Genomic DNA, 19,817 nt, shown 5'->3' on the forward strand with positions numbered 1-19,817 from the left:
GGTGTACCTCGCAGAGAAGGGCGGGCCCCGGCCGACTAAGCTGGGGCCCGGCTCTAGTACCGCCCGTTACCGCTCAGCAAGGAGCACCCCGTGCTTGAGGCATTCTTCGAAGCCCTGCTCGTCCTGGTCTGCGTCGGCGTCCTCGCCTTCGCCGGGCTGACGGTGAAGAAGCTGTACCAGGGCCAGCGCTGACCCGACGCTAGGAACTGTAGAAGCTCATGATCGAGATCCCGTCCGACCTCCACAAGGACCTCGTCCCCCTCGTCTTCCTGCTCGGCAACTGGGCGGGCGCGGGTGTGCACGACTTCCCCGGCTCCGAGAAGTGCAACTTCGGGCAGGAGGTCACCTTCTCCCACGACGGCCGTGACTTCCTGGAGTACCAGTCCCACACCTGGGTCCTGGACAACGACGGGAACAAGGTCCGTCCGCTGGAGTCCGAGCACGGCTTCTGGCGCGTCGACGCCGACCGCAAGGTCGAGGTGACGATGGTCCGCGACGACGGCGTCGTCGAGATCTGGTACGGCGAGCTGGCCAAGCAGAAGCCGCAGATCGACATCGTCACGGACGCGGTCGCCCGTACGGCCGCCTCCGGCCCGTACAGCGGCGGCAAGCGGCTGTACGGCTACGTCAACAGCGACCTGATGTGGGTCGGCGAGAAGCAGACCCCCGAGGTCGAGCTGCGCCCCTACATGTCCGCGCACCTGAAGAAGGTCGTCACCCCGGAGGACGTCGAGCGCTGGGCCAAGGCCCTCCCCGATGACATGCCTGACGACGGCATCGCCTTCTTCAAGTAAGCCCTCGCTCAAGTAGTCATACACTCGTCGGTGTGGTGAGCACCGACTGGAAGAGCGACCTCAGGCAGCGCGGCTACCGGCTGACGCCGCAGCGGCAACTCGTGCTCGAAGCCGTGGACACCCTTGAGCACGCGACCCCCGACGACATCCTCACGGAAGTGAAGAAGACCGCGTCGGGGGTCAACATCTCCACCGTCTACCGGACGCTGGAGCTCCTGGAGGAGCTGGGCCTGGTCAGCCACGCCCACCTCGGGCACGGCGCGCCGACGTACCATCTCGCCGACCGTCACCACCACATCCACCTGGTCTGCCGCGACTGCCAGAACGTCATCGAGGCCGACATCCAGGTGGCGGCGGAGTTCACCGCGAAGCTGCGCTCGACCTTCGGTTTCGAGACGGACATGAAGCACTTCGCGATCTTCGGCCGCTGCAAGGACTGTTCCCTGAAGGCTTCAACTACCGAGTCGTAGGCTTAGGCGTATGAAGAGCCCTCTGCTGTCCCTGCCCGGCGCCGTCCCCGGCGAAGGCGTGGACGAAGACGTCGCGGCCCACTACGGCGACCTGTTCCGCGAACAGCGCGCCCTCGCCGAGGGCACCGGATTCGTCGACCTCTCGCACCGCGGGGTCATCGCCGTGACCGGCGACGACCGGCTCAGCTGGCTGCATCTGCTGCTCACGCAGCATGTCGCCGAGCTGCCCGTCGGCGAGGCCACCGAAGCGCTGGTGCTGTCCGCCAACGGGCACATCGAGCACGCGCTGTACCTGGTGGACGACGGTGCGACGGTCTGGATCCACGTGGAACCGGGCACCCAGGAGGCGCTGATCGCCTACCTGGAGTCCATGAAGTTCTTCTACCGCGTCGAGGTCACCGACCGCACCGCCGACATCGCGGTGGTCCACCTCCCGGCGGGCTCCATCGCCGAGGTGCCCGAGGGCGTCGTGGTCCGTGAGACGGCGTACGGCCGCGACCTGTTCCTCCCCCGCGAGGACCTGGAGTCCTACGCGGCGAAGACGGGCCCGGCCGCCGGTCTCCTCGCCTACGAGGCCCTCCGCGTCGAGCAGCACCGCCCCCGCCTCGGCTTCGAGACCGACCACCGCACCATCCCGCACGAGCTGGGCTGGATCGGCACCGCGGTCCATCTGCAGAAGGGCTGCTACCGCGGCCAGGAGACGGTGGCCCGCGTCCAGAACCTCGGCAAGCCCCCGCGCCGCCTGGTCTTCCTCCACCTGGACGGCAGCGAGGTCCACCTCCCGCCCGCCGGCACGGACCTCCGCCTCGCGGCCGACGGCCCCGACGGCCGCAAGATCGGTTTCATCACGACGTCGGTACGCCACCATGAGCTGGGGCCGGTGGCGTTGGCGCTGGTGAAGCGGAACGTGGCCGTGGACGCGCCGTTGGTGGCGGGGGAGACGGCGGCGGCGCAGGAAGTGGTCGTCGAGCCTTAGACCGCTGGACCGGGAGGTCCTAGATCTCCAGCAGGACCGTGAACGGGCCGTCGTTCGTCAGGGACACCCGCATCTGGGCGCCGAACCGGCCCGTCGCCACCGTCGCGCCCAGGGCGCGGAGCTGGGCGACGACCTCCTCGACGAGGGGCTCGGCGATGTCGCCGGGGGCGGCTGCGTTCCAGGTGGGACGGCGGCCCTTGCGGGCGTCCCCGTACAGGGTGAACTGGCTGATGACCAGCAGGGGAGCGTCGGTGTCGCTGCACGACCGCTCGTCGTGCAGCATCCGGATCGACCAGAGTTTGCGGGCGAGTTGGGCCGCCTTCTCCTTGGTGTCCTCGTGTGTCACCCCGACGAGGACACACAGCCCCTCGCCGCGGATCTCCCCGACCGTCTCACCGTCGACCACGACGCTCGCGCCGTCGACCCTCTGCACCACTGCACGCATGGCCCCATGATGCCGTGCGACCGGCACGACATTCTTAGGGGGCTGTACGCGGCTTCTCAATGATCCTTAACCCCCCATCTGGGCCGTTCGGGGGCACTCGGTCACATAGCGGCCACTTGGGGTGGCACGATGCTCACACACGCCGGTCGAGGGGACGGTAGAGGCACATGAGCACACCGAGTACCGAGCAGCCACCCGGGTCCGCGGTCAGGCCACCCGCGCAGCGGCTGCCCGTGGACCCGCCGGAGCCCGACCTGACCGTTCTGAACCTGCCCGAGCTGCGCACGCTGCGCCGGGACGCCCAGCGTGACGAGGCGGACCTCAGCTATGTGCGGCGTCTGCTCCAGGGCCGTATCGACATCCTGCGCGCGGAGCTGGCCCGGCGCTCGCCGGCGGGCGAGGGGTCGGTGGTGGAGCGGCTCTCGGAGATCCTCACGGACGCCCCGGCCCGGCAGCGCTCCTCCGCCCGCCACGTCACGCTGGGCACCCCGCACAACGAGGAGTACCGGCGCCTCGCCGCCGACATGCTCGCCGAAGTCGAACTCTCCGACCTCGCCGCGCGTACGGACGCCGAGCTGAACGACGCGATGGGCCGCCTCGTCCGCTACGAACAGCAGGTCTCCCGCCGCCGACAGCACCTCCAGCGCACGACGGACGAGTGCAGCGGCGAGATCGCCCGCCGCTATCGGGAGGGCGAGGCGCAGGTGGACGACTTGCTGATGTGACACCGTTCCGCCTCCTCCAGCCCGTCCGGCGTTTGAGGACGAGGCCCTTTCGGGGCCGAATCGGGGGTCCGGGGGCGGCAGCCCCAGGGATGGGACGGGTGGGGGCGGCGGGGGCGAAAACAGTTGTGGCCCACACCCACCGCCCCCCTACCGTGACCCCATGACCACCCGCCACCGCCCGCACTCCGACATCGACGTCCGCCCCATCACCCAGGCCGACATCCCCGACTGGACCCGCGCCCTCCACACCGGCTTCCTCCGCAGCCCCGCCCCCACCCAGGAGGAAATCGACTCCCGCACCGGCTACCTCCTCGCCCACCGCACCCAGGGCGCCTTCGACACCGACCGCTGCGTGGCGACGTTCCGCTCCTTCGACCAGCAGCTCACCGTCCCCGGCGGCAACCAGATCCCCGCCGACGCCATCTCGAACGTCGCCGTCACCGCCACCCACCGCCGCCGTGGCCTCCTGACCCGCATGATGACCGAGGACCTCACCGCCGCGAAGGACCGCGGAGACGTCGCCGCCACCCTCATCGCCGCCGAGTACCAGATCTACGGCCGCTACGGCTTCGGCCCCGCCACCTGGATGACCGAGTGGACCGTCGACGTCCCCCGCGCCGGTCTCGACCCTCGCCGGTCCACTCCGGACGACGGCGGCCGTATCGACCTCGTCGACGCCGAGGACGTCCGCAAGCTCGGCCCCGACCTGCACGAGCGCCTCCGCCGCGGCCAGGCCGGCGCGGTCAGCCGCGACGACCGCTGGTGGCAGGTCAACACGGGCGTCATCCACCTGGATCCCACGCCGTGGGCGGAACCCTTCTACGCCCTGTACCGCTCCCCGTCCGGCGAACCCGAGGGCCTGGTGTCGTACCTCTGCGACGACACCTGGCACGACAAGCAGCCGCACGACACGGCCCAGGTGAAGTGGCTGATCGCGACGACCCCCGCCGCCGAACGCGCCCTGTGGCACTACCTCTGCTCGATCGACTGGGTCACCCAGGTGAAGACCGGCTGGCGCGCCCCCGACGACCTGCTCCCCTTCCACCTCCCCAACCCGCGGGCCGCGAGGGCCACCACGCAGGCGGACTGGCTGTGGGTGCGGCTGCTGGACGTCGTACGGGCTCTGGAGGCGCGTGCTTACGACGGGGAGGGCTCCCTGGTCCTGGAGGTGGCCGACGCGGCCGGGCTGGCCGGTGGACGGTACCGGCTGGAGGCGGCGGCGGACGGCGCGTCCTGCGTGCCGACCCGTGAGAGCCCCGAACTCTCGCTGGACATCGCCGACTTGGCGGCCCTGTGGCTGGGCGACGAGTCCGCCGTACGGCTGGCGGCGCTGGGCCGGGTCCGGGAAGAACGAGTGGGCGCCGCCCGGGTGGCCGACGCCCTACTGCGTACGTCCAGGCGACCGTGGTGCCCGGACATGTTCTGAGAACCCCCTTCGACGACGGACGACAAGAACGAATCCGTAGGTGTAGCTGTTGAGTCGTGCCTGTTCAGTTGTGGCTGTACAAAGCGATGTTCAGTTGTCGATGTTGAGTTGTGGCTGTGCTGTCTTCCGCTGACCGATCAGGCTCCCGGCTCCCCTCCGGAAGGGAGGCCGATCGGCCGGACTGACGTCGGACGTGGGCGGTCCCGTCAGCCGGACTGGGCGAGCAGCATCACGAGGATCGCCGCTCCGAGGCCGCCCACCATGGTGTTCCTGGCTTTGACGCCGACCGTGAGCAGCAGGAAGGCGATGATGCCCATCGGCCCCCATTTCCACTGCACGAGCTGCTCGAATCCGATGGCTAGGGCGGCGATGGCGATGGCGAACGGCATGACGATCCCCCCTGGGCGAAGCATGGTGTCGTGCGCGGCCTGCTGACGCCAACCACTTGGAAGTTTGACCATGTTGTGCAAGTTGGCGACCAACTTCACTGTACTTATCTCCGCTTGGATGCGTCTCATAACCACCTTCCTGCGAACTGCCCAAAGATGGCGGGAAGTTGTAGTGTTTGGTCGTGGACCCGAAACCCGCCTCCGTCAATGGGCTGGAGAAGGCGCAGCGGTCACAGAGGTCACCCCGTGCGGTGGCCGACGAGCTGCGTTCCCGTATCCGGTCCGGTGAGCTGCGGCCGGGTCAGCGCATGCCCACCCAGGCCAGGCTGGCGGACGAGTTCGGGGTGGAGCGCGGGGCCGTACGGCAGGCCCTGCGCATCCTGCAGTCGGAGCGGCTGCTCACCAACGTCTCCAAGGGCAGCCCCGCGACGGTCGCCCCCGACCTCGGCAGGGCGCTGACCGGCCCCGGAGCCCCGCCGCTGCCGACGATGGTCGCCCTCGCCCCGCGCGTGGCCGCCGCCTTCGCCGCCCCGCACGTCGAGATAGACGCCCTGTGTCTGACCTCGGTCTCCTTCAACCTCGCCCTCGGCGAACCGCTGCGCCAGATTCACGCCGGACGGCTGAAACCGGCCAAGGTCGACGTCCGTGTTCTGCTGCCGAGCCGGGACATCGACCTGGCCTTCCCGATCCCCGTGGACGCCTCGACGGACGGCCGGGTGCAGCGCCGCTGGCTGTCCCAGCGCAACGCCCAGGGGCAGGTGCTCCAGCACAACCTCCTCGCCCTGCGCGCCACCCACGGCATCGACGTCAAGGTCACCTTCCGGGCCCTGCCCTTCACCCCGCCGGTGAAGCTCTACCTGCTCAACAACACGGAAGCCCTCTTCGCCTACTACACGCTCACCAAGCGCGAGGAGGAGATCGACCACGAGCAGCTGGTGATGTACGACGCGGAGGGCACGCAGTCGATGCTGTTCGCCTTCGAGCAGGGTGCCGGGCTGCGGGACACCACCTTCGTGGAGCAGTCCCATCTGTGGTTCAACGCACTGTGGGAGACGATCAGTTCGGAGCTGACGCTCACGAGCTGAGGTCTCCCACAGGGGTGGATCCGGGTGGTTCCTCTTCATAGGGCGGGCCCCGCGACGAGGAGGGCGAGCATCACCGCGCCGACGGAGCTCAGGGCCGGGCTCTTGGCCTTGACGCCGACGCTGAGCAGCAGCAGGCCGAGGATGCCGGCGGCGCCGTACTTCCACTGGACGGTCTGCTCGACGCCGACGGCGAAGATGGCGGAGAGGAGGTAGATGGCGGGCATGTGGTTCCCCCCTTAGGGCGTGAGGCGGGGTGTGAGGCGGGGTTGGGCTACAAGGAGGCAAAACTTCCGCCAACTTGGGAAAGTTGGCAACCATCTCTAATCTAGTTGTCCCCACTTGGTGCCTACTTCGAAACAACTACCCGGCAACTCCCCATAGATGGGCGAGAGTTGTAGCGTTTGGTCGTGACCCAGGAGAACGTGGCAGTGAACGGCAGCAGAAAGCTCTCGCCTCAGGAGATCGCCGACATCCTCCGGGACCGGATCCGCGCCGGCGCCCTGAAGGCGGGCGACCGCCTGCCCACCCAGGCGGAACTCGCCGAGGAGTTCAACGTCGAACGCGGCACCGTCCGCCAGGCCCTGCGCGCCCTCCAGGAGGACGGCCTCCTCAGCAACGTGAGCAAGGGCAGCCCGCCCCGGATCGCGGAACCGGCACCGGTCAGGGGGGCGCCGCAGCCGACGATGGTCGGACTGGCGCCACGCCTGTCGGAGGCGTTCACGGCCCGCCACGTCCACGTGGACGTCGTGAGCCACACCTCCGAGACCCTGTTGCTGGCGCTCGGCGACTCCCTGCGCCGCATCCACGAGGGCGCGATCCGCCCCGAGTCCATCGACTTCCGCGTCCTGCTGCCGTCCCGGGACATCAACCTCGCCTTCCCGGTCCTGGTCGACCGCGACGCCGAGGAGGACCCGGTCCACCAGCGCTGGTTGGAGATGCGCAACGCGCAGGCCCACGTCCTCAAGCACAACCTCAACGCCGTCCGCGCCACCCACGGCATCGACGTCACGGTCACCTTCCGCGCCCTGCCCTTCACCCCGCCGGTGAAGATGTACCTGCTCAACGGGGACGAGGTACTGCTCGGCTACTACATGCTCGAACGCCGCGAGGAGGAGTACGAGAGCCAGACCCTGGAGATGTACGACGTCCTCGGCTCCCGCTCGGTCCTCTTCTCCTTCGTGAAGGAAGCGGGCCAGCGCGACGCGGCGTTCGTGGAGGAATCCCAGAAGTGGTTCGACGCCCTCTGGGAAACCATCACGACGGACCTGACACTCTCCTAGTGACTCCTGATACGACGCAGACTGATTCGGTGGCGGAAGAGACAGCGGAACTGCGAGAAGCGATCAAGCGGGCCAAGGTCGTGCTGTGGGACTTCGACGGCCCGATCTGCCGGCTGTTCGCGGGCCACTCTTCGGAGGAGGTGGCGGTGCGACTGGTCACCTGGCTGGAGAGCCGAGGTCTGCACGGCCTGGTGACGGAGGACGAACGCAGGTCCCTCAACCCGCAGGTGATCCTGGCCGCGGTCGACGCCCGGCATCCGGACAGCGACCTGGTCGCGGAGTTGGAGGAACGTCTCACCAAGGAGGAACTGCACGCCGCTTCCTCGGCGATGCCCACCATCTATGCCGACACGCTGATACGCACCTGGGCGGCAGTGGACGTCCGCCTGGCCGTCACGACGAACAATTCGGCGAAGGTGGTCCGTACCTACCTGGACGGACGCGATCTGCTCCGCTGCTTCGCTCCCCACATCTACGGCCGCACCCAGGACCTGAAGCAGCTCAAGCCGGACCCGTACTGCCTCAACCGTGCGCTCAACGCGACCGGTAGGGCCCCCTCGGAGGCCCTGATGATCGGCGACTCCCACTTCGACTGCCTCGCTGCCCGCAAAGCCAAGGTCCCGTTCGTGGGCTACGCGCGTAACGAACGCAAGGAGCGGGAGCTGCGCGAGGCAGGGGCCCTGATCGTGGTGCACTCGCTGGACGTCATCCAGTCCATGGTGAGGGATCAGCATCAGGCCTGAGTCATCATCGCCAGCCCCAGGGCCGCCCATGCCGCCAGCACCTGCCGGCCGACGGCGAGTTCCCCGAGCCCCTGAGTATCTGGATCAGAAGCATCCAGTCCCTCCTCGGGTCGCCGACGTGCTGCGCGGGCGGATGAGCGACGGCGCGTACGCGATGGGCTCCCCCCTGCCGCCACAGCGGGAGCTTGCCGAGGAGCTCGGCCCGCCTCGCGACGTGGCGTGACCCTCGGGCACCTTGTCGCCGACGCCTTCGAACGGCCCGAAGTCAGGCTGGACGTCTACACGTTGACCTCCGAGTCACTGGCCGCGCACATACGCTTCCAGGTGGACCGGGGCGAGGCCCGCGAGATTGCCCCGGAGCGCATCGCCGTACGACTGCTTCTGCCTCATCGGACAGAGCAGTTGGCCTATCCGCGGACCCAGGACGACCCCGAGGATCAGCGCCTTGGTGTCGTCCGTCGATCTCCAGGCGTTGTGACCGAGCGACAGATCGAACTGGACAGCGGAGAGGTCGTGGACGCTCTCGATGTCCTGGGCCTCGGTGCGACGCTGACTCGTCACCTGAAGGACGAGAGCAACCCGAATTCGCCCGGTTCCGTCTTCGTGGAGTCCATGTCCGCCTGGTTCGAGTCCGTCTGGAACCACCTCGCCAAGTGACCCCTCGCCGTGGCCGGGAAAACCGGCCGCATGCGATAGCATCCCCGAACCGCTTGAGCCAAACGCTCGGTCCCGCGCGTGTAGAGGGTGAGAACAACCTCATCCTCGGCCGGCCTGACGAGGTAGAGAGCCCGCCACCCGTAGTGGCTACTCGAGCTCGGCTCTGGTCGTGCCTGATAAAAACGGCATTTAGTGTTGCCTTGCCGTACCTAACCTCTCTCGCGCGAGTCATCCGGAGCGGCCCGTGGGCCCATCACCCCGTCCCCGTCCTCACCACGGGGGACGCGTCACGCCTGGCGTCGTCGAGGCCTTCGTCGCCCTGGCCGCGAGCGGAACCCCGGTTGCCGACGGACCGCACGGGCGGGTGTACGAACTGCCGTTGTCGCACGCGATGGCCCCCTTGGCGGGTCTCGCGGCCGGCACCCCGGTGATCGTGCGGGTCCGGCACCCCGAGACGCGGTCCACGACCATCAGGACCTGGCCCTACGAGGCGCAGGTCGTCCGAGCCGTCCGTGCCGTGCTGCCCGCTGTGCCGGAGCGGCTCTTCGGGGCCGAGGACTTCGTCGTCCACACGGCTGTGGACGGTCTCCCGCTCTCGGAGCTCTGCGGTGACGACAAGCACGTCGCCTCCCCGCTCATCGACGCCCTGACCGAGCAGCTCGCCCGGCTGACCCAGGTGCGGGGCACCGCGCTGCCGACCCTGCCGGTGGACTGGCCCGGCAACCACACGGACCGTCAGGGATTTCTGCGCATCCGGGCTCTCATGGCGCACCGGCAGGTCGTCCAGCCCAATTGGACTGCCTTCGGTGGCCTGTTCACCGCCCTCGGTGTCCCGGCGGACGCCATGCTGCGGCTGGCCGAGCAGGCTCCGGTCATGTCCCGGCGGCCGTACAGCGTGCTCCACACGGCCCTGAGCCGGGACAGCCTGATCATGCCCGGCGACGGCGGTTCACCCGTCCTCGTCGACTGGGAGTCGGCGACCTACGGCGATCCGCTCTACGAACTCGCCGCCCACGTCGTGCGTATGCGGTACCCGTCGGAGCAGTGGGACGAGGTGACCGAGTCGTGGGCGAAGGCGATGCGGTCGCCGCGTCCCGCGGCCGTCAACGGCCTGGGCAGGGATCTGCGCCACTACATCGCCTTCGAGCAGGCGCTGTGCGTGTACCAGACGGTGATGACGGCGGCGCGTTCCCTGCTCGACTCCTCCGGCGAGCGGCGGCTGGACGAGGCGACGGGGCGGGTGAGCCGGGCCCTGGAGGAAGGGGCGCGGTCGCTCGGCCTCGGCGGCGTTCCGGGCGAGCCCGAGCTCAAGCGGATCCTCTTCCGGTGGCGGGCGGCCAGAAACGGCGGTCGCGGCCTGTCGTTCAGCGTCAGCAGATGGAGCCAGGACCCGCGGCTCCCCGAGCACCCCGACTTTCCCCGCTCGGCCGTGCGCGAGGCCCTGATCGCGGAGGGCGCGGCACCTTCCGGCCAGGTCTTCAAAGGCACCGGGCACCTGAACTCGGTCGTGCGGGTTCCGGGGGTCGACTTTCCGGTCGTCGTACGGCGCAAGGTGGCGAACGTCTGCCGACGTGAGCGCGGCTTTCTGAGCGAGCACGCCGTGCTGCGGGCCATCGAGCGGTCCGGGGCCGGCGTGGCGGCGCCGAGGTTCCTGGCTCTGGGGTCGAGCTATGAGGGGGAACCTTTCGCCATCCACACCTACGAAGGGCCGCAGGACACGGACCAGCCGCCCAACCACCCCGTGCACGGCCTGCTGCCGCACGAGGCGGACGGGCTGGTGGACCAGCTCCACGCCCTGACCGTCGTGGACTACAAGCAGCTCGATCCCGCCGCGGGCCAGGGCGACTTCTATCCCTGGCTGAGCGAACAACTGGTCCTGCTCGTCGGCGGGCTGCCGAAGGAGTCCCAGCAGCTGGCCCGGATCCTCGGGCTGCCCGACGCCCCGCGTCTGCGCGAGATCCTGACCCGGCACCGGGTGAGCCACCGCACGCCCACCCTGCTGCACGGGGACCTGAACCCGTGGAACCTGGTGCGCCGCCCCGGCAAGCGGGCCCTGACCATCATCGACTGGGAGATGGCCGTCGTCGGCGACCCGCTCTACGACCTCGTCCGGCACATGCACCTCACCCCGACCCGGCCCGAGATCCGCGAGCGCATGTTCCGTCGTTGGTCGAGCCTGCTGTCCCCCGAGCACACCGTCGCGTGGGAGCGGGACTGGGACGTCTACCGCTGGATCGAGATCGTGCGCTCCGCCTACATCGACCTCGACCGCCTGGTCACCGGCGCGAGCCTGGACGCCCCCAACGTCCGCCGGGCGCTGGACTCCTACGCGATGACACTGGCGGCGGCGACGGCCTCCCTCGGTCTCCCGGCGCGCGCGACGGCCAGTCCGCACCTGGCCCGGGCGTTCGCGTAGCGCCTCCTCGCAAGGCGACTCACACCTTCAGCACTACCTTTCCCACCACGCCCCGCCCCTCGATCCGCGCATGCGCCTCCCCAGCCCGCTCCACCGGAAACACCGCCCCGACCACCACCCGCAACCGCCCCGCCGCGGCCTCGTCCAACGCCAGCGCCATGAGCCGTCGCACTTCCGCCGGCCCGAACTGCACGTCCCCGATGCCGTACACCTTGATGCCCCGCCGCTCGGCCTCGGCCGTGTCGACGGTCGCGAAGCCGCCGGTCGGCGCGCCGTGGGCCGAGAACCGTCCGCCGTCCGCCGTCAAGGCAAGGGCCACCGCGCCCAGTTGGCCACCCACCCCATCCAGGACCACGTCCGCCCCGTCCCGGCCCATCGCCTCCCGCACCCCGTCCCCGCCCCTCGCCTCCCGCACCCGTTCCGGCCAGTCGCCGGCCGTGATGTCCACCGCGGCCGTGGCCCCCAACTCCCGCACCAGCGCCAGCTTTTCCGCACCCCGGGCCAGGGCCGTCACCCGGGCGCCCCGGGATCGCGCCAGTTGGACGAGCAGCGTGCCCATTCCGCCCGACGCGCCCAGGACGAGCACCTGGTCGTCGGCGGTGACGGCGGTCAGCTCCAGCAGGCCCGTCGCCGTGACGCCGTCGTGGGCCAGGGCCGCCGCGGTGAGGAGGTCCAGGCCGGCCGGGACCGGCGTGAGGGAGGTGACCGCTGCCGTGGCCTTGGACGCGTAGCTGCCGGTGACGTGGGAGACGACGCGGCGGCCCAGCCAGGCGCCGTCCACGTCCGGACCCACGGCGGCGACGACTCCGGACACGCCGCCACCGGGGACGTACGGCGGTGTCGTCGGGAAGTACTCGCGGCCCCAGCCCGTGCGCAGCTGTGTCTCCACGAAGATCGTGTCGGCGTACGCGACCTCGATCAGTACCTCGCCCGGGCCGGGAACCGGGTCCGGGAGCTCCACCGGGACCAGCATCTCCGGGCCGCCGAACCCCTGCACCTGTGCCGCTCGCATGATCTGCCCCCATCGTTCGTCGTCGACGTGTCCGTGCGGGCAGTCTTCGACCTCGACCGGACTTGAGGTCAAGGGCGCCGGCAGGGGCATTGAGGGGTCTGTGCCGCGGCGCCCTTACGCTCGACCCCATGGACGAGATCGGGCTGCGCGAACGCAAGAGACAGCGGATGTACGAGACGGTCTCCGAGATCGCGATCCGGCTCTTCCTGGAGAAGGGCTACGACGCCGTCTCGGTCGCCGAGATCGCCGCCGCGGCCGAGATCTCCAAGCCGACCCTCTTCCGCTACTTCCCGGCGAAGGAGGATCTCGTCTTCCATCGCATCGCCGACCACGAGGACGAGGCCGCGCGGGTGGTGCGGGAGGGGCGGGGGGCGCCGCTGGAGTCGTTGCGGCAGAACTTCCTGGAGGGGGTCGCGCAGGCCGATCCCATCACCGGGGTCAGCGACCACCCCGCCGTCCGCGCGTTCTACGAGCTCCTCTACGGCACCCCGGCGCTCGTCGCCCGTATGTACGTCCACCTCGAACGTTCCGAGGAGGCCCTCGCCGCGGCCCTCGGCGGTGACCTCGACGCACGGCTGGCGGCCGGGCAGATCATCGCCGTACGCCGCGTCCTCGCTCAGGAGAACTGGCGGCGGATCGGAGCGGGGGAGTCCGTCGACGCGGTGCGGGCGGTGGCGCTCGGGGATGCCGAACGGGCCTTCGATCTGCTGGAGGCGGCGCTGCCGCGGTACTCCTAGGCCGACTCAGGCGAGCGCGTGATACTCGGTAAAAAAATTAACTCGGTTACGTTATGCCGGTAGGCTCGGTCCCATGACCTCACCCCACCCGGCCGCCCTCCCCGTTCTCCCCACCCTCCCCCTCGAACGCGCCCACCACGACATCTGCCGCGCCGCCCTCGCCGCCATGGTGGACGGCGCCCAGGAGCAGGTCGTCGTCGGTGAGAACGTCTCCGCCTCCGGGGCCGACGCCGAAGTCCTCGGGTACCAGCTGCGCAGCAAGGCCAAGGAGATGTGGGAGTTGCCCGAAGGGCCTTTGTTCTTCGGCCGGTTGGACTTCGACGGCGGTGAGCACGCCGGACAGGCGTACCACGTCGGCCGGCTCCGGATCAGTGAGCACCCCGCCGCCCCGCCCCTCGTCGTCGACTGGCGTGCCCCCGTCTCCCGCGCCTTCTACCAGGCGAGCGCCCACGATCCGCAGGGCGTCGCCGTGCGCCGGCGGTTCGGGTGGGCGCCGGGCAGCAAGGGGGAGTCACGGGACCTGACCGGTCACGAGGACGAGCACCTGAGCCGGGGGGAGGATCGCGCCAGCGACATCCTCGTCCGCGAGATCGAACGCCCCCGCGTCGGCCCCATGCGCGACATCGCCGCGACCATCCAGCCCGAGCAGGACGATCTCGTACGAGGGGACCTTGGCGTTTCCGTCTGCGTGCAGGGCGCCCCCGGCACCGGCAAGACCGCCGTCGGACTGCACCGGGCCGCCTATCTCCTCTACACCCACCCGCAGCGCATCCGGCGCGGCGGCATGCTGATCCTCGGTCCCAACCGCACCTTCCTCTCCTATATCGCGGAGGTGCTGCCCGCCCTCGGCGAGACCGGTGTACGGCAGTCCACGCTGCCCGAGGAGATCGGCCGGCACCCGGTCACCGGCCACGACGACGCACGCGCCGCCGCGCTGAAGCACGACCCGCGGATGGCGGAGGTGTTGCGGCGGGCGCTGTACGCGCGCGTGTCCGCGGCGAGGGCCGAGGAGATCGCGATTCCCGAGGGGGCGTACCGGTGGCGGGTGCCGGCCGGCGAGTTCGCGCGGATCGTGGCCGATGTACGGGCCGAGGAGCCGCCGTACGCCGTCGGGCGCGAGCGGGTGCGGACACGGGCGGTCGGCTATGTCCAGGCGCTGGCCGAGCGGCGGGCCGGGCCGCCGCCGCACGCGTGGGTGCGGAAGATGTCGACGGCGGTCAGGCCGTACGTCGACGCCGTCTGGCCACGGGTGCGGGCGGAGGAGGTCGTCGCCGAACTGCTCGGGACGGAGCGGGTGTTGGCGGCTGCCGCCGAGGGTGTGCTGGACGCCGAGGAGCAGCGGGCGCTGCTCTGGGCCGGGCCGCCGCGGTCATGGAAGTCGGCCCGCTGGTCGGCCGCCGACCTCGTGCTCCTCGACGAGGTCGGCGGACTGATCGAACATCCGGAGGGATACGGCCATGTCGTCGTCGACGAGGCGCAGGATCTCTCCCCGATGGAGTGCCGGGCCATCGCCCGGCGAGCCGCCTTCGGCTCGTTGACCGTGCTGGGGGATCTGGCGCAGGGAACCACGCCGTGGGCGGCCCGTACCTGGGGTGCGCTGCTCGCCCACCTCGGCCGGCCGGACGCCTCCGTCGTGCCGCTGACCACCGGATTCCGGGTGCCGGAGGCGGTCGTAGGGCTGGCCAACCGGCTGCTGCGACGCCTGGACGTCGACGTACCGGAGGCGCGATCCCTGCGCGCGGACGGGGAGTTGAGGATCCGGGAGGCGGGGGGCGACCTCTGCGGCGCGACCGTCGCCGCCGTGCGCGACGCTCTGGCCCGGGAGGGTTCGGTGGGCGTGATCACAGCCGACGCGGACCTGCCCCGGGTACGGGCGGCCCTCGACGCGGCCGGCGTCCCGGCGGCCGGACCCGACGACCTGGGCGCCCGTCTGACCCTGGTCCCGGCCTCGCTGGTCAAGGGCCTTGAGTACGACCACGTCGTCGCCGTCGAACCCGCGGCGATCGCGGAGGCGGAGGAACGGGGGCTGCACCGGCTGTACGTGGTGCTCACGCGGGCGGTGACGGGGCTGGAGGTGGTGCATGGACGGCGGTTGCCGTTCTGACCGCCCCCGGGAGTGGCGTGGCGCACTTTTGCAAGCGGGTGCTTGCAACAGTTAGCGGTCGTGCGGCACAGTGGAGCCATGGCATCGCTGAACGTCGGCAATCTCGGTGAGTATCTGCGTGAACAGCGGCGCAACGCGCAGCTGTCGCTCAGGCAGCTCGCCGACGCCGCCGGGGTGTCCAATCCGTATCTGAGCCAGATCGAGCGCGGGCTGCGCAAGCCGAGCGCGGAGGTCCTCCAGCAGGTCGCCAAGGCGCTGCGGATCTCCGCCGAGACGCTGTACGTCCGGGCCGGGATCCTCGACGCGGAGCGGGACCGGGACGAGGTGGAGACGCGTGCCGTCCTCCTCGCCGACCCGACGTTGAGCGGGCAGCAGAAGCAGGTGCTGCTCCAGATCTACGAGTCCTTCCGCAAGGAGAACGGATTCGGGACCGACGCCGACCCCGAGGCCGTCGAAGCCGACGGCACCACCGACATACAGGACCGCGGCGGCGACGCCGCGCCTGGCACCCGCACAGCCGACGGCAGCGACGCCGATCCGCAGCAGACGGCCAGTTGAGGCAGCCGCCCGACTGAGACAGGGCCCACTGACCGCGGAACCCGAAACCCTCATCTGCAAGCGACCCGGGAGAACCATCACCATGGCCATCACCGACGACCTCCGTAAGACCTTCAGCGACCCCACCCCCCTCTACTTCGCCGCCGGCACCGCCGACCTGGCCCTCCAGCAGGCCAAGAAGGTCCCCGGCATCGTCGAGCAGCTGCGCGCCGAGGCCCCGGCCAGGATCGAGGCCGTCCGCGGCACCGACCCCAAGGCCGTCCAGGAGAAGGCCGCCGCCCGCGCCAAGGAGGCCGGTGCCAAGGCCAAGGAGGCGCAGGAGTCCCTCCAGGCCAAGGTCGGCGAGTTCATCGCGAGCCTCGACGGCGACATCAAGAAGCTCGGCACCACCCTCGACGCCGATCTGAAGAAGTTCGGCGAGAGCGCCCAGGACTTCGCCCTGCGCAGCGTCGGCGTCGCCGCCGAGTACGCCGTGAAGGCACGCGAGACCTACGAGAAGGTCGCCGAGCACGGCGAGCAGGCCGTGAAGACCTGGCGTGGCGAGGCTGCCGAGGAGATCGAGGAACTGGCCATCGCCGTCGAGCCGAACGCCGAGCCCGTCGAGGTGAAGAAGGAGGAGCCCAAGCCGGCTCCCGCGCCCGCCGCCGCTCCGGCCGCCGCCGCTGCTTCGACGCCGGCCAAGAAGACGGCCGCCAAGAAGGCTCCGGCGAAGAAGACCACCGCCAAGAAGACGACGCCGCCCGCGAAGTAACCGACGGGCAGGAGTACAACGGGCCGGGCACCTCGGGGGTGTCCGGCCCGTTGTACGGGTACGGTGACCGCGTAATGACGAGCCGAGTCAGGTGGTGGACGTTGTGCTGATGCAGGGTTTCGCGGGATTGATGTGGCTGCTCTACCTCGCGATGCTGGCCTTCGCGGTGGTGGCCTTCGTGATGGCCGCCCTCTTCCGTGAGGACGCGTACCGCGCGGCCGACAAGCAGGGCAAGGGCTTCTGGCTGATCATCCTCGGCATCGCGGTGGCCGTGAACCTCCTGGTCCCGATGCTCTTCCTTCAGCTCGCGGGCCTGGTCGCGTCCATCGTCTTCTTCGTGGACGTCCGCCCGGCGCTGCGCCAGGTGTCCGGGGGGCGGGGCCGCAGGGGCGGCGGTTCGAGCAGCGACGGCCCGTACGGCCCTTGGAACGGCGGCAGGTAAGAGGCTCCTCGGGGCAGCGCGAGCATCGAGCGCGGGGCTGCGTCAGGCCGCCCGATCCAACAGGACAACCGCCACGTCATCGGCCAACTCGCCCCCGTTGAGCTCCCGCACCTCGTTCACGGCAGCCCGCAGCAACGCCTCGCCCCGCAGCCCTTCCCCGAGCTGTCGGCGCACCATCTCCACCATGCCGTCCTGCCCGAGCCGCTCCCGCCCCGCCCCGATGTGCCCCTCGATGAGCCCGTCGGTGTAGAGCATGAGGCTCCACTCCCGCCCCAGCTCCACCTGCATCCGCGGCCAGCGAGCCCCGGGCAGCAGTCCGAGGGCGGGGCCGTTGTTGTCGTACGGCAGCAGTTGTGCCGGCTGCCCGGGGCGGGCCACCAGTGGCGCCGGATGCCCGGCGAGGCACAGCCCGGCCCGGCGTCCGTCCGGCGCGATGTCGACCGTGCACAGCGTCGCGAAGATCTCGTCGTCGGCCCGCTCGTGCTCCAGGACCTGCTGGAGGGTCCCCAGCAGCTCGTCCCCGCACAGCCCCGCGAGGGTCAGCGCCCGCCACGCGATCCGCAGCTCCACCCCGAGGGCCGCCTCGTCGGGCCCGTGTCCGCAGACGTCGCCGATCATGGCGTGGACGGTCCCGTCGGCCGTGCGTACGACGTCGTAGAAGTCACCGCCGAGCAGGGCGCGCGAACGCCCCGGGCGGTACCGGGCGGCGAACCGCAGGGCGGACCCCTCCAGCAGCGGTGTGGGCAGCAGCCCGCGCTCCAGGCGCCGGTTCTCCTGCGCCCGCACCCGGCCCTCCGCGAGCCGCCGCTCGGCGGTGTCGGAACGTTTCCGCTCGACGGCGTAACGGATCGCGCGGCTCAGCAGCCGGCTGTCCAGTTCGTCCCGGAAGAGATAGTCCTGGGCGCCCACGCGCACGGCTTCGGTACCGCGCTCGGCGTCGCCGGAGGCGGTGAGGGCGAGCACGGCGTGCCGCGGGGCGAGCTGGAGCACGTGCTTGAGCACGGCGAGCTCGTCGTGGTCGTCGCCGCGCGCCGGGGCCGGCAGGGCCAGGTCGAGCAGGATGCAGTGGACGTCGTCGGTGAGCAGGCGCTCGGCCTCGGTGAGATTGCGGGCCGTGCGGACGCGGATGGGGTTGCCGGCCGAGTCCAGGAGCTCGGGCACGAGCGTCGAGCCGCCGGGATCGTCCTCGATCACCAGCAGCGTCAGAGGAGTGCCGTGGTGCTTCTCGACCGTGCCGTCCTTACGCGGGGCCTCGTTCTTCGGAGGGCCGCCGAGAGGGCTGCCGACCGGGCCGCCGACTGCTGTCGCGGCCTGCGCCTGACCACCTTCCACGGCCGGGATCGCTCTCTGCCGCGGTACGGGTACGGGCATCGTCTTGGGTTCCTTCCCTCCCCCCGAGGGCATGGTGGGGCGAGGGACCTCGACCCACCGACGGGGACCATAGCGGTAGTCGGCGCCGCAACGGAATGGTGCACGGCACGCGGCTCGGCGGGCGGCCACTGTCATATGCCGCGTTCCCTACCGCAGTTGGACACCCCGCCCGAGGTGCGGGAATGACGAACGTCACGTCCGCACCGCGTTTATACGACGCCCGAGGTGCCCTGCGTCACGTGACCCCGGTCTCAACCGCCCGCGGCCGGCTCACGCGTCCGGCCGTACCACCGCCAGGATCGGCATCGACCCCGCCCCCGCGATCGTCACCGTCCGCCCCGGCCGCGGGGCGTGCACGATCGCGCCGTCCCCCAGGTACATCGCGACATGGCTGGCATCGGAGTTGTAGATGATGAGGTCGCCGGGCCGCATGTCCTTGACGTCGATCTTCTTCAGCTGCTTCCACTGCTCCTGCGAGGTCCGCGGAATGGGCTGCCCGGCACTGGCCCAGGCCTGCGAGGTGAGCCCCGAGCAGTCGTAGGACCCCGGTCCCTCGGCACCCCACTCGTACGGCTTGCCGATCTGCGAGGTCGCGTACTCCACGGCCTTCTTGCCCTGCGCGGACGCCTTGCCGTTGATCTCGTCGAGTATCCCGGAGTCGAGCCAGGCGGTCTGCGCCTTGTAGGCGGCCTGCTGCTCCAGCCGCGCCAGGCGCTCCTTCTCCTCCTTCTCCAGCCTGGACTCGAGTTCCTCGGCGGCGGCGATCTGCTTCTTGACCTTCTTCTTGGCGGCGGCCTTGGCCTTCCGGTTGGCCTCCAGCTTGGTCCACTGCGAGGAGGCGTCCTCGGCGTACTGCTCCAAGTCCTGCTGGGTGCGGGTCATTTCCGCCAGCAGCCCTTTGGTGGCGCGCTGCCCCTGGAGCACCCGCCCGGCTCCGTTGAGGAAGTCCTCCGGGTCGTCGCTGAGCATCAGCTGCGCCTCGTCGGGCAGTCCGCCGCTGCGGTACTGGGCGGCGGCCGCCGCACCTGCCCGCTGCTTCAACTCGGCGAGCTTCTCCTGCCCCTTGACGATCTTCTTCGCCAACGCCACGATCGCGGCCGACTGCTGGTCGGCGGCCTCCTCGGCGGCGTTGTACTGATCGGTGGCGACGGCGGCGTCGTGATAGAGGGCGTCCAGCTGCTCCCGTACGGCCTCGAGGTCCTTGTTGGTCACGGCGGTGGCGGACGCCGAAGGCGAGGGTGTCGGAGTGGGACTCGGCGCCGCGAACGCCATACCCGGAGTCGCCAGCACCGTGACCGCACAGACCACGGTCACCGCCGCCGTCAACAGCCCCCGCTTGCCCGCACCCATACCCCAGCCCCCAAACCTGATTTACCGTCAGTAACTTACGGCCGCCTGGGGATCGTGCCATGTCGTGACAGAAAACGACAGAGTCA

Annotated in this window: 21 protein-coding genes; 15 read left to right on the forward strand and 6 right to left on the reverse strand. The window is 70.3% G+C overall.

The window, feature by feature from the left end; genetic code table 11:
* Positions 1-218: 218 nt before the first annotated feature.
* The 3 genes from ACIHIX_RS33005 to ACIHIX_RS33015 are packed head-to-tail and all read left to right on the forward strand — an operon-like array spanning position 219 to position 2,240.
* Positions 219-794 carry an FABP family protein gene (locus tag ACIHIX_RS33005; RefSeq protein ID WP_329337573.1) on the forward strand — a complete coding sequence of 192 codons (576 nt, stop codon included), beginning with the start codon at positions 219-221 and terminating at the stop codon, positions 792-794.
* 32 nt (positions 795-826) lie between these two features.
* Positions 827-1,264, forward strand: a complete 438-nt coding sequence (locus tag ACIHIX_RS33010; RefSeq protein WP_399962653.1) for a Fur family transcriptional regulator — start codon at positions 827-829, stop codon at positions 1,262-1,264.
* 10 nt (positions 1,265-1,274) lie between these two features.
* Positions 1,275-2,240 carry a YgfZ/GcvT domain-containing protein gene (locus ACIHIX_RS33015; RefSeq protein WP_399962655.1) on the forward strand — a complete coding sequence of 322 codons (966 nt, stop codon included), beginning with the start codon at positions 1,275-1,277 and terminating at the stop codon, positions 2,238-2,240.
* Positions 2,241-2,259: 19 nt separating this feature from the next.
* Here the strand turns inward: ACIHIX_RS33015 and dtd are convergent, their stop codons facing one another.
* Positions 2,260-2,685, reverse strand: a complete 426-nt coding sequence (gene dtd / locus ACIHIX_RS33020) for a D-aminoacyl-tRNA deacylase (RefSeq protein ID WP_399962657.1) — start codon at positions 2,683-2,685, stop codon at positions 2,260-2,262.
* 167 nt (positions 2,686-2,852) lie between these two features.
* Between dtd and ACIHIX_RS33025 the strand changes: the two genes are divergently transcribed.
* Positions 2,853-3,410: an aerial mycelium formation protein gene (locus tag ACIHIX_RS33025; RefSeq protein ID WP_399962659.1), complete on the forward strand. Its 558-nt coding sequence runs from the start codon at positions 2,853-2,855 to the stop codon at positions 3,408-3,410.
* A 160-nt stretch (positions 3,411-3,570) separates the two neighbouring features.
* A complete protein-coding gene (locus tag ACIHIX_RS33030) occupies positions 3,571-4,836 on the forward strand; it encodes a GNAT family N-acetyltransferase (RefSeq protein ID WP_399962661.1) in 1,266 nt (421 codons plus the stop codon).
* A 206-nt stretch (positions 4,837-5,042) separates the two neighbouring features.
* Here ACIHIX_RS33030 and ACIHIX_RS33035 read toward each other — a convergent pair whose 3' ends face one another.
* On the reverse strand, positions 5,043-5,225 hold the full coding sequence (locus tag ACIHIX_RS33035) for a hypothetical protein (RefSeq protein WP_329337584.1): 183 nt from the start codon (positions 5,223-5,225) through the stop codon (positions 5,043-5,045).
* A 176-nt stretch (positions 5,226-5,401) separates the two neighbouring features.
* Between ACIHIX_RS33035 and ACIHIX_RS33040 the strand changes: the two genes are divergently transcribed.
* Positions 5,402-6,310 (forward strand): winged helix-turn-helix domain-containing protein, encoded by a 909-nt coding sequence (locus ACIHIX_RS33040; RefSeq protein ID WP_399962663.1) that lies wholly within the window; start codon positions 5,402-5,404, stop codon positions 6,308-6,310.
* A gap of 35 nt (positions 6,311-6,345) precedes the next feature.
* Here the strand turns inward: ACIHIX_RS33040 and ACIHIX_RS33045 are convergent, their stop codons facing one another.
* Complete coding sequence (locus tag ACIHIX_RS33045; protein WP_329337587.1) at positions 6,346-6,534, reverse strand: hypothetical protein; 189 nt, start codon at positions 6,532-6,534, stop codon at positions 6,346-6,348.
* A gap of 177 nt (positions 6,535-6,711) precedes the next feature.
* Between ACIHIX_RS33045 and ACIHIX_RS33050 the strand changes: the two genes are divergently transcribed.
* The 4 genes from ACIHIX_RS33050 (at position 6,712) to ACIHIX_RS33065 (ending at position 11,406) form a co-directional block, all read left to right on the forward strand.
* Positions 6,712-7,590, forward strand: a complete 879-nt coding sequence (locus ACIHIX_RS33050) for a GntR family transcriptional regulator (RefSeq protein ID WP_399962665.1) — start codon at positions 6,712-6,714, stop codon at positions 7,588-7,590.
* Positions 7,591-7,619: 29 nt separating this feature from the next.
* Complete coding sequence (locus ACIHIX_RS33055) at positions 7,620-8,333, forward strand: HAD family hydrolase (RefSeq protein WP_399962667.1); 714 nt, start codon at positions 7,620-7,622, stop codon at positions 8,331-8,333.
* A 219-nt stretch (positions 8,334-8,552) separates the two neighbouring features.
* Entirely contained in the window at positions 8,553-8,990 is a 438-nt protein-coding gene (locus tag ACIHIX_RS33060) for a hypothetical protein (protein WP_399962669.1), read from the forward strand.
* Between the two features lie 244 nt (positions 8,991-9,234).
* On the forward strand, positions 9,235-11,406 hold the full coding sequence (locus ACIHIX_RS33065) for a phosphotransferase (RefSeq protein ID WP_399962670.1): 2,172 nt from the start codon (positions 9,235-9,237) through the stop codon (positions 11,404-11,406).
* A gap of 19 nt (positions 11,407-11,425) precedes the next feature.
* Here ACIHIX_RS33065 and ACIHIX_RS33070 read toward each other — a convergent pair whose 3' ends face one another.
* The gene (locus tag ACIHIX_RS33070) at positions 11,426-12,418 is read right to left on the reverse strand and encodes a zinc-binding dehydrogenase (RefSeq protein WP_399962672.1); all 993 of its coding nucleotides are present in this window, start codon (positions 12,416-12,418) and stop codon (positions 11,426-11,428) included.
* A gap of 128 nt (positions 12,419-12,546) precedes the next feature.
* Between ACIHIX_RS33070 and ACIHIX_RS33075 the strand changes: the two genes are divergently transcribed.
* The 5 genes from ACIHIX_RS33075 (at position 12,547) to ACIHIX_RS33095 (ending at position 17,010) form a co-directional block, all read left to right on the forward strand.
* Entirely contained in the window at positions 12,547-13,155 is a 609-nt protein-coding gene (locus ACIHIX_RS33075; RefSeq protein ID WP_399962674.1) for a TetR/AcrR family transcriptional regulator, read from the forward strand.
* Between the two features lie 73 nt (positions 13,156-13,228).
* Entirely contained in the window at positions 13,229-15,259 is a 2,031-nt protein-coding gene (locus ACIHIX_RS33080; RefSeq protein WP_399962676.1) for a HelD family protein, read from the forward strand.
* A gap of 78 nt (positions 15,260-15,337) precedes the next feature.
* Positions 15,338-15,817 (forward strand): helix-turn-helix domain-containing protein, encoded by a 480-nt coding sequence (locus ACIHIX_RS33085; RefSeq protein WP_399962678.1) that lies wholly within the window; start codon positions 15,338-15,340, stop codon positions 15,815-15,817.
* Between the two features lie 82 nt (positions 15,818-15,899).
* Positions 15,900-16,568 carry a hypothetical protein gene (locus ACIHIX_RS33090; protein ID WP_399962680.1) on the forward strand — a complete coding sequence of 223 codons (669 nt, stop codon included), beginning with the start codon at positions 15,900-15,902 and terminating at the stop codon, positions 16,566-16,568.
* A gap of 109 nt (positions 16,569-16,677) precedes the next feature.
* The gene (locus tag ACIHIX_RS33095) at positions 16,678-17,010 is read left to right on the forward strand and encodes a DUF2516 family protein (RefSeq protein WP_228049618.1); all 333 of its coding nucleotides are present in this window, start codon (positions 16,678-16,680) and stop codon (positions 17,008-17,010) included.
* A gap of 42 nt (positions 17,011-17,052) precedes the next feature.
* Here ACIHIX_RS33095 and ACIHIX_RS33100 read toward each other — a convergent pair whose 3' ends face one another.
* Positions 17,053-18,381 carry a PP2C family protein-serine/threonine phosphatase gene (locus ACIHIX_RS33100; protein ID WP_399962682.1) on the reverse strand — a complete coding sequence of 443 codons (1,329 nt, stop codon included), beginning with the start codon at positions 18,379-18,381 and terminating at the stop codon, positions 17,053-17,055.
* Positions 18,382-18,651: 270 nt separating this feature from the next.
* Positions 18,652-19,731 carry a C40 family peptidase gene (locus tag ACIHIX_RS33105; RefSeq protein WP_399962684.1) on the reverse strand — a complete coding sequence of 360 codons (1,080 nt, stop codon included), beginning with the start codon at positions 19,729-19,731 and terminating at the stop codon, positions 18,652-18,654.
* Between the last annotated feature and the right edge of the window lie 86 nt (positions 19,732-19,817).

The sequence above is a fragment of the Streptomyces sp. NPDC051913 genome (assembly GCF_044593635.1).
Taxonomy (GTDB): domain Bacteria; phylum Actinomycetota; class Actinomycetes; order Streptomycetales; family Streptomycetaceae; genus Streptomyces.

Excerpts from the sequence above, each read along its gene's own strand:
- ACIHIX_RS33005 (WP_329337573.1), top strand. The coding sequence starts at position 219 with ATGATCGAGATCCCGTCCGACCTCCACAAGGACCTCGTCCCCCTCGTC.
- ACIHIX_RS33015 (WP_399962655.1), top strand. The coding sequence starts at position 1,275 with ATGAAGAGCCCTCTGCTGTCCCTGCCCGGCGCCGTCCCCGGCGAAGGC.
- dtd (WP_399962657.1), bottom strand. The coding sequence starts at position 2,685 with ATGCGTGCAGTGGTGCAGAGGGTCGACGGCGCGAGCGTCGTGGTCGAC.
- ACIHIX_RS33025 (WP_399962659.1), top strand. The coding sequence starts at position 2,853 with ATGAGCACACCGAGTACCGAGCAGCCACCCGGGTCCGCGGTCAGGCCA.
- ACIHIX_RS33030 (WP_399962661.1), top strand. The coding sequence starts at position 3,571 with ATGACCACCCGCCACCGCCCGCACTCCGACATCGACGTCCGCCCCATC.
- ACIHIX_RS33035 (WP_329337584.1), bottom strand. The coding sequence starts at position 5,225 with ATGCCGTTCGCCATCGCCATCGCCGCCCTAGCCATCGGATTCGAGCAG.
- ACIHIX_RS33045 (WP_329337587.1), bottom strand. The coding sequence starts at position 6,534 with ATGCCCGCCATCTACCTCCTCTCCGCCATCTTCGCCGTCGGCGTCGAG.
- ACIHIX_RS33070 (WP_399962672.1), bottom strand. The coding sequence starts at position 12,418 with ATGCGAGCGGCACAGGTGCAGGGGTTCGGCGGCCCGGAGATGCTGGTC.
- ACIHIX_RS33075 (WP_399962674.1), top strand. The coding sequence starts at position 12,547 with ATGGACGAGATCGGGCTGCGCGAACGCAAGAGACAGCGGATGTACGAG.
- ACIHIX_RS33080 (WP_399962676.1), top strand. The coding sequence starts at position 13,229 with ATGACCTCACCCCACCCGGCCGCCCTCCCCGTTCTCCCCACCCTCCCC.
- ACIHIX_RS33085 (WP_399962678.1), top strand. The coding sequence starts at position 15,338 with ATGGCATCGCTGAACGTCGGCAATCTCGGTGAGTATCTGCGTGAACAG.
- ACIHIX_RS33090 (WP_399962680.1), top strand. The coding sequence starts at position 15,900 with ATGGCCATCACCGACGACCTCCGTAAGACCTTCAGCGACCCCACCCCC.
- ACIHIX_RS33095 (WP_228049618.1), top strand. The coding sequence starts at position 16,678 with ATGCAGGGTTTCGCGGGATTGATGTGGCTGCTCTACCTCGCGATGCTG.
- ACIHIX_RS33100 (WP_399962682.1), bottom strand. The coding sequence starts at position 18,381 with ATGCCCGTACCCGTACCGCGGCAGAGAGCGATCCCGGCCGTGGAAGGT.
- ACIHIX_RS33105 (WP_399962684.1), bottom strand. The coding sequence starts at position 19,731 with ATGGGTGCGGGCAAGCGGGGGCTGTTGACGGCGGCGGTGACCGTGGTC.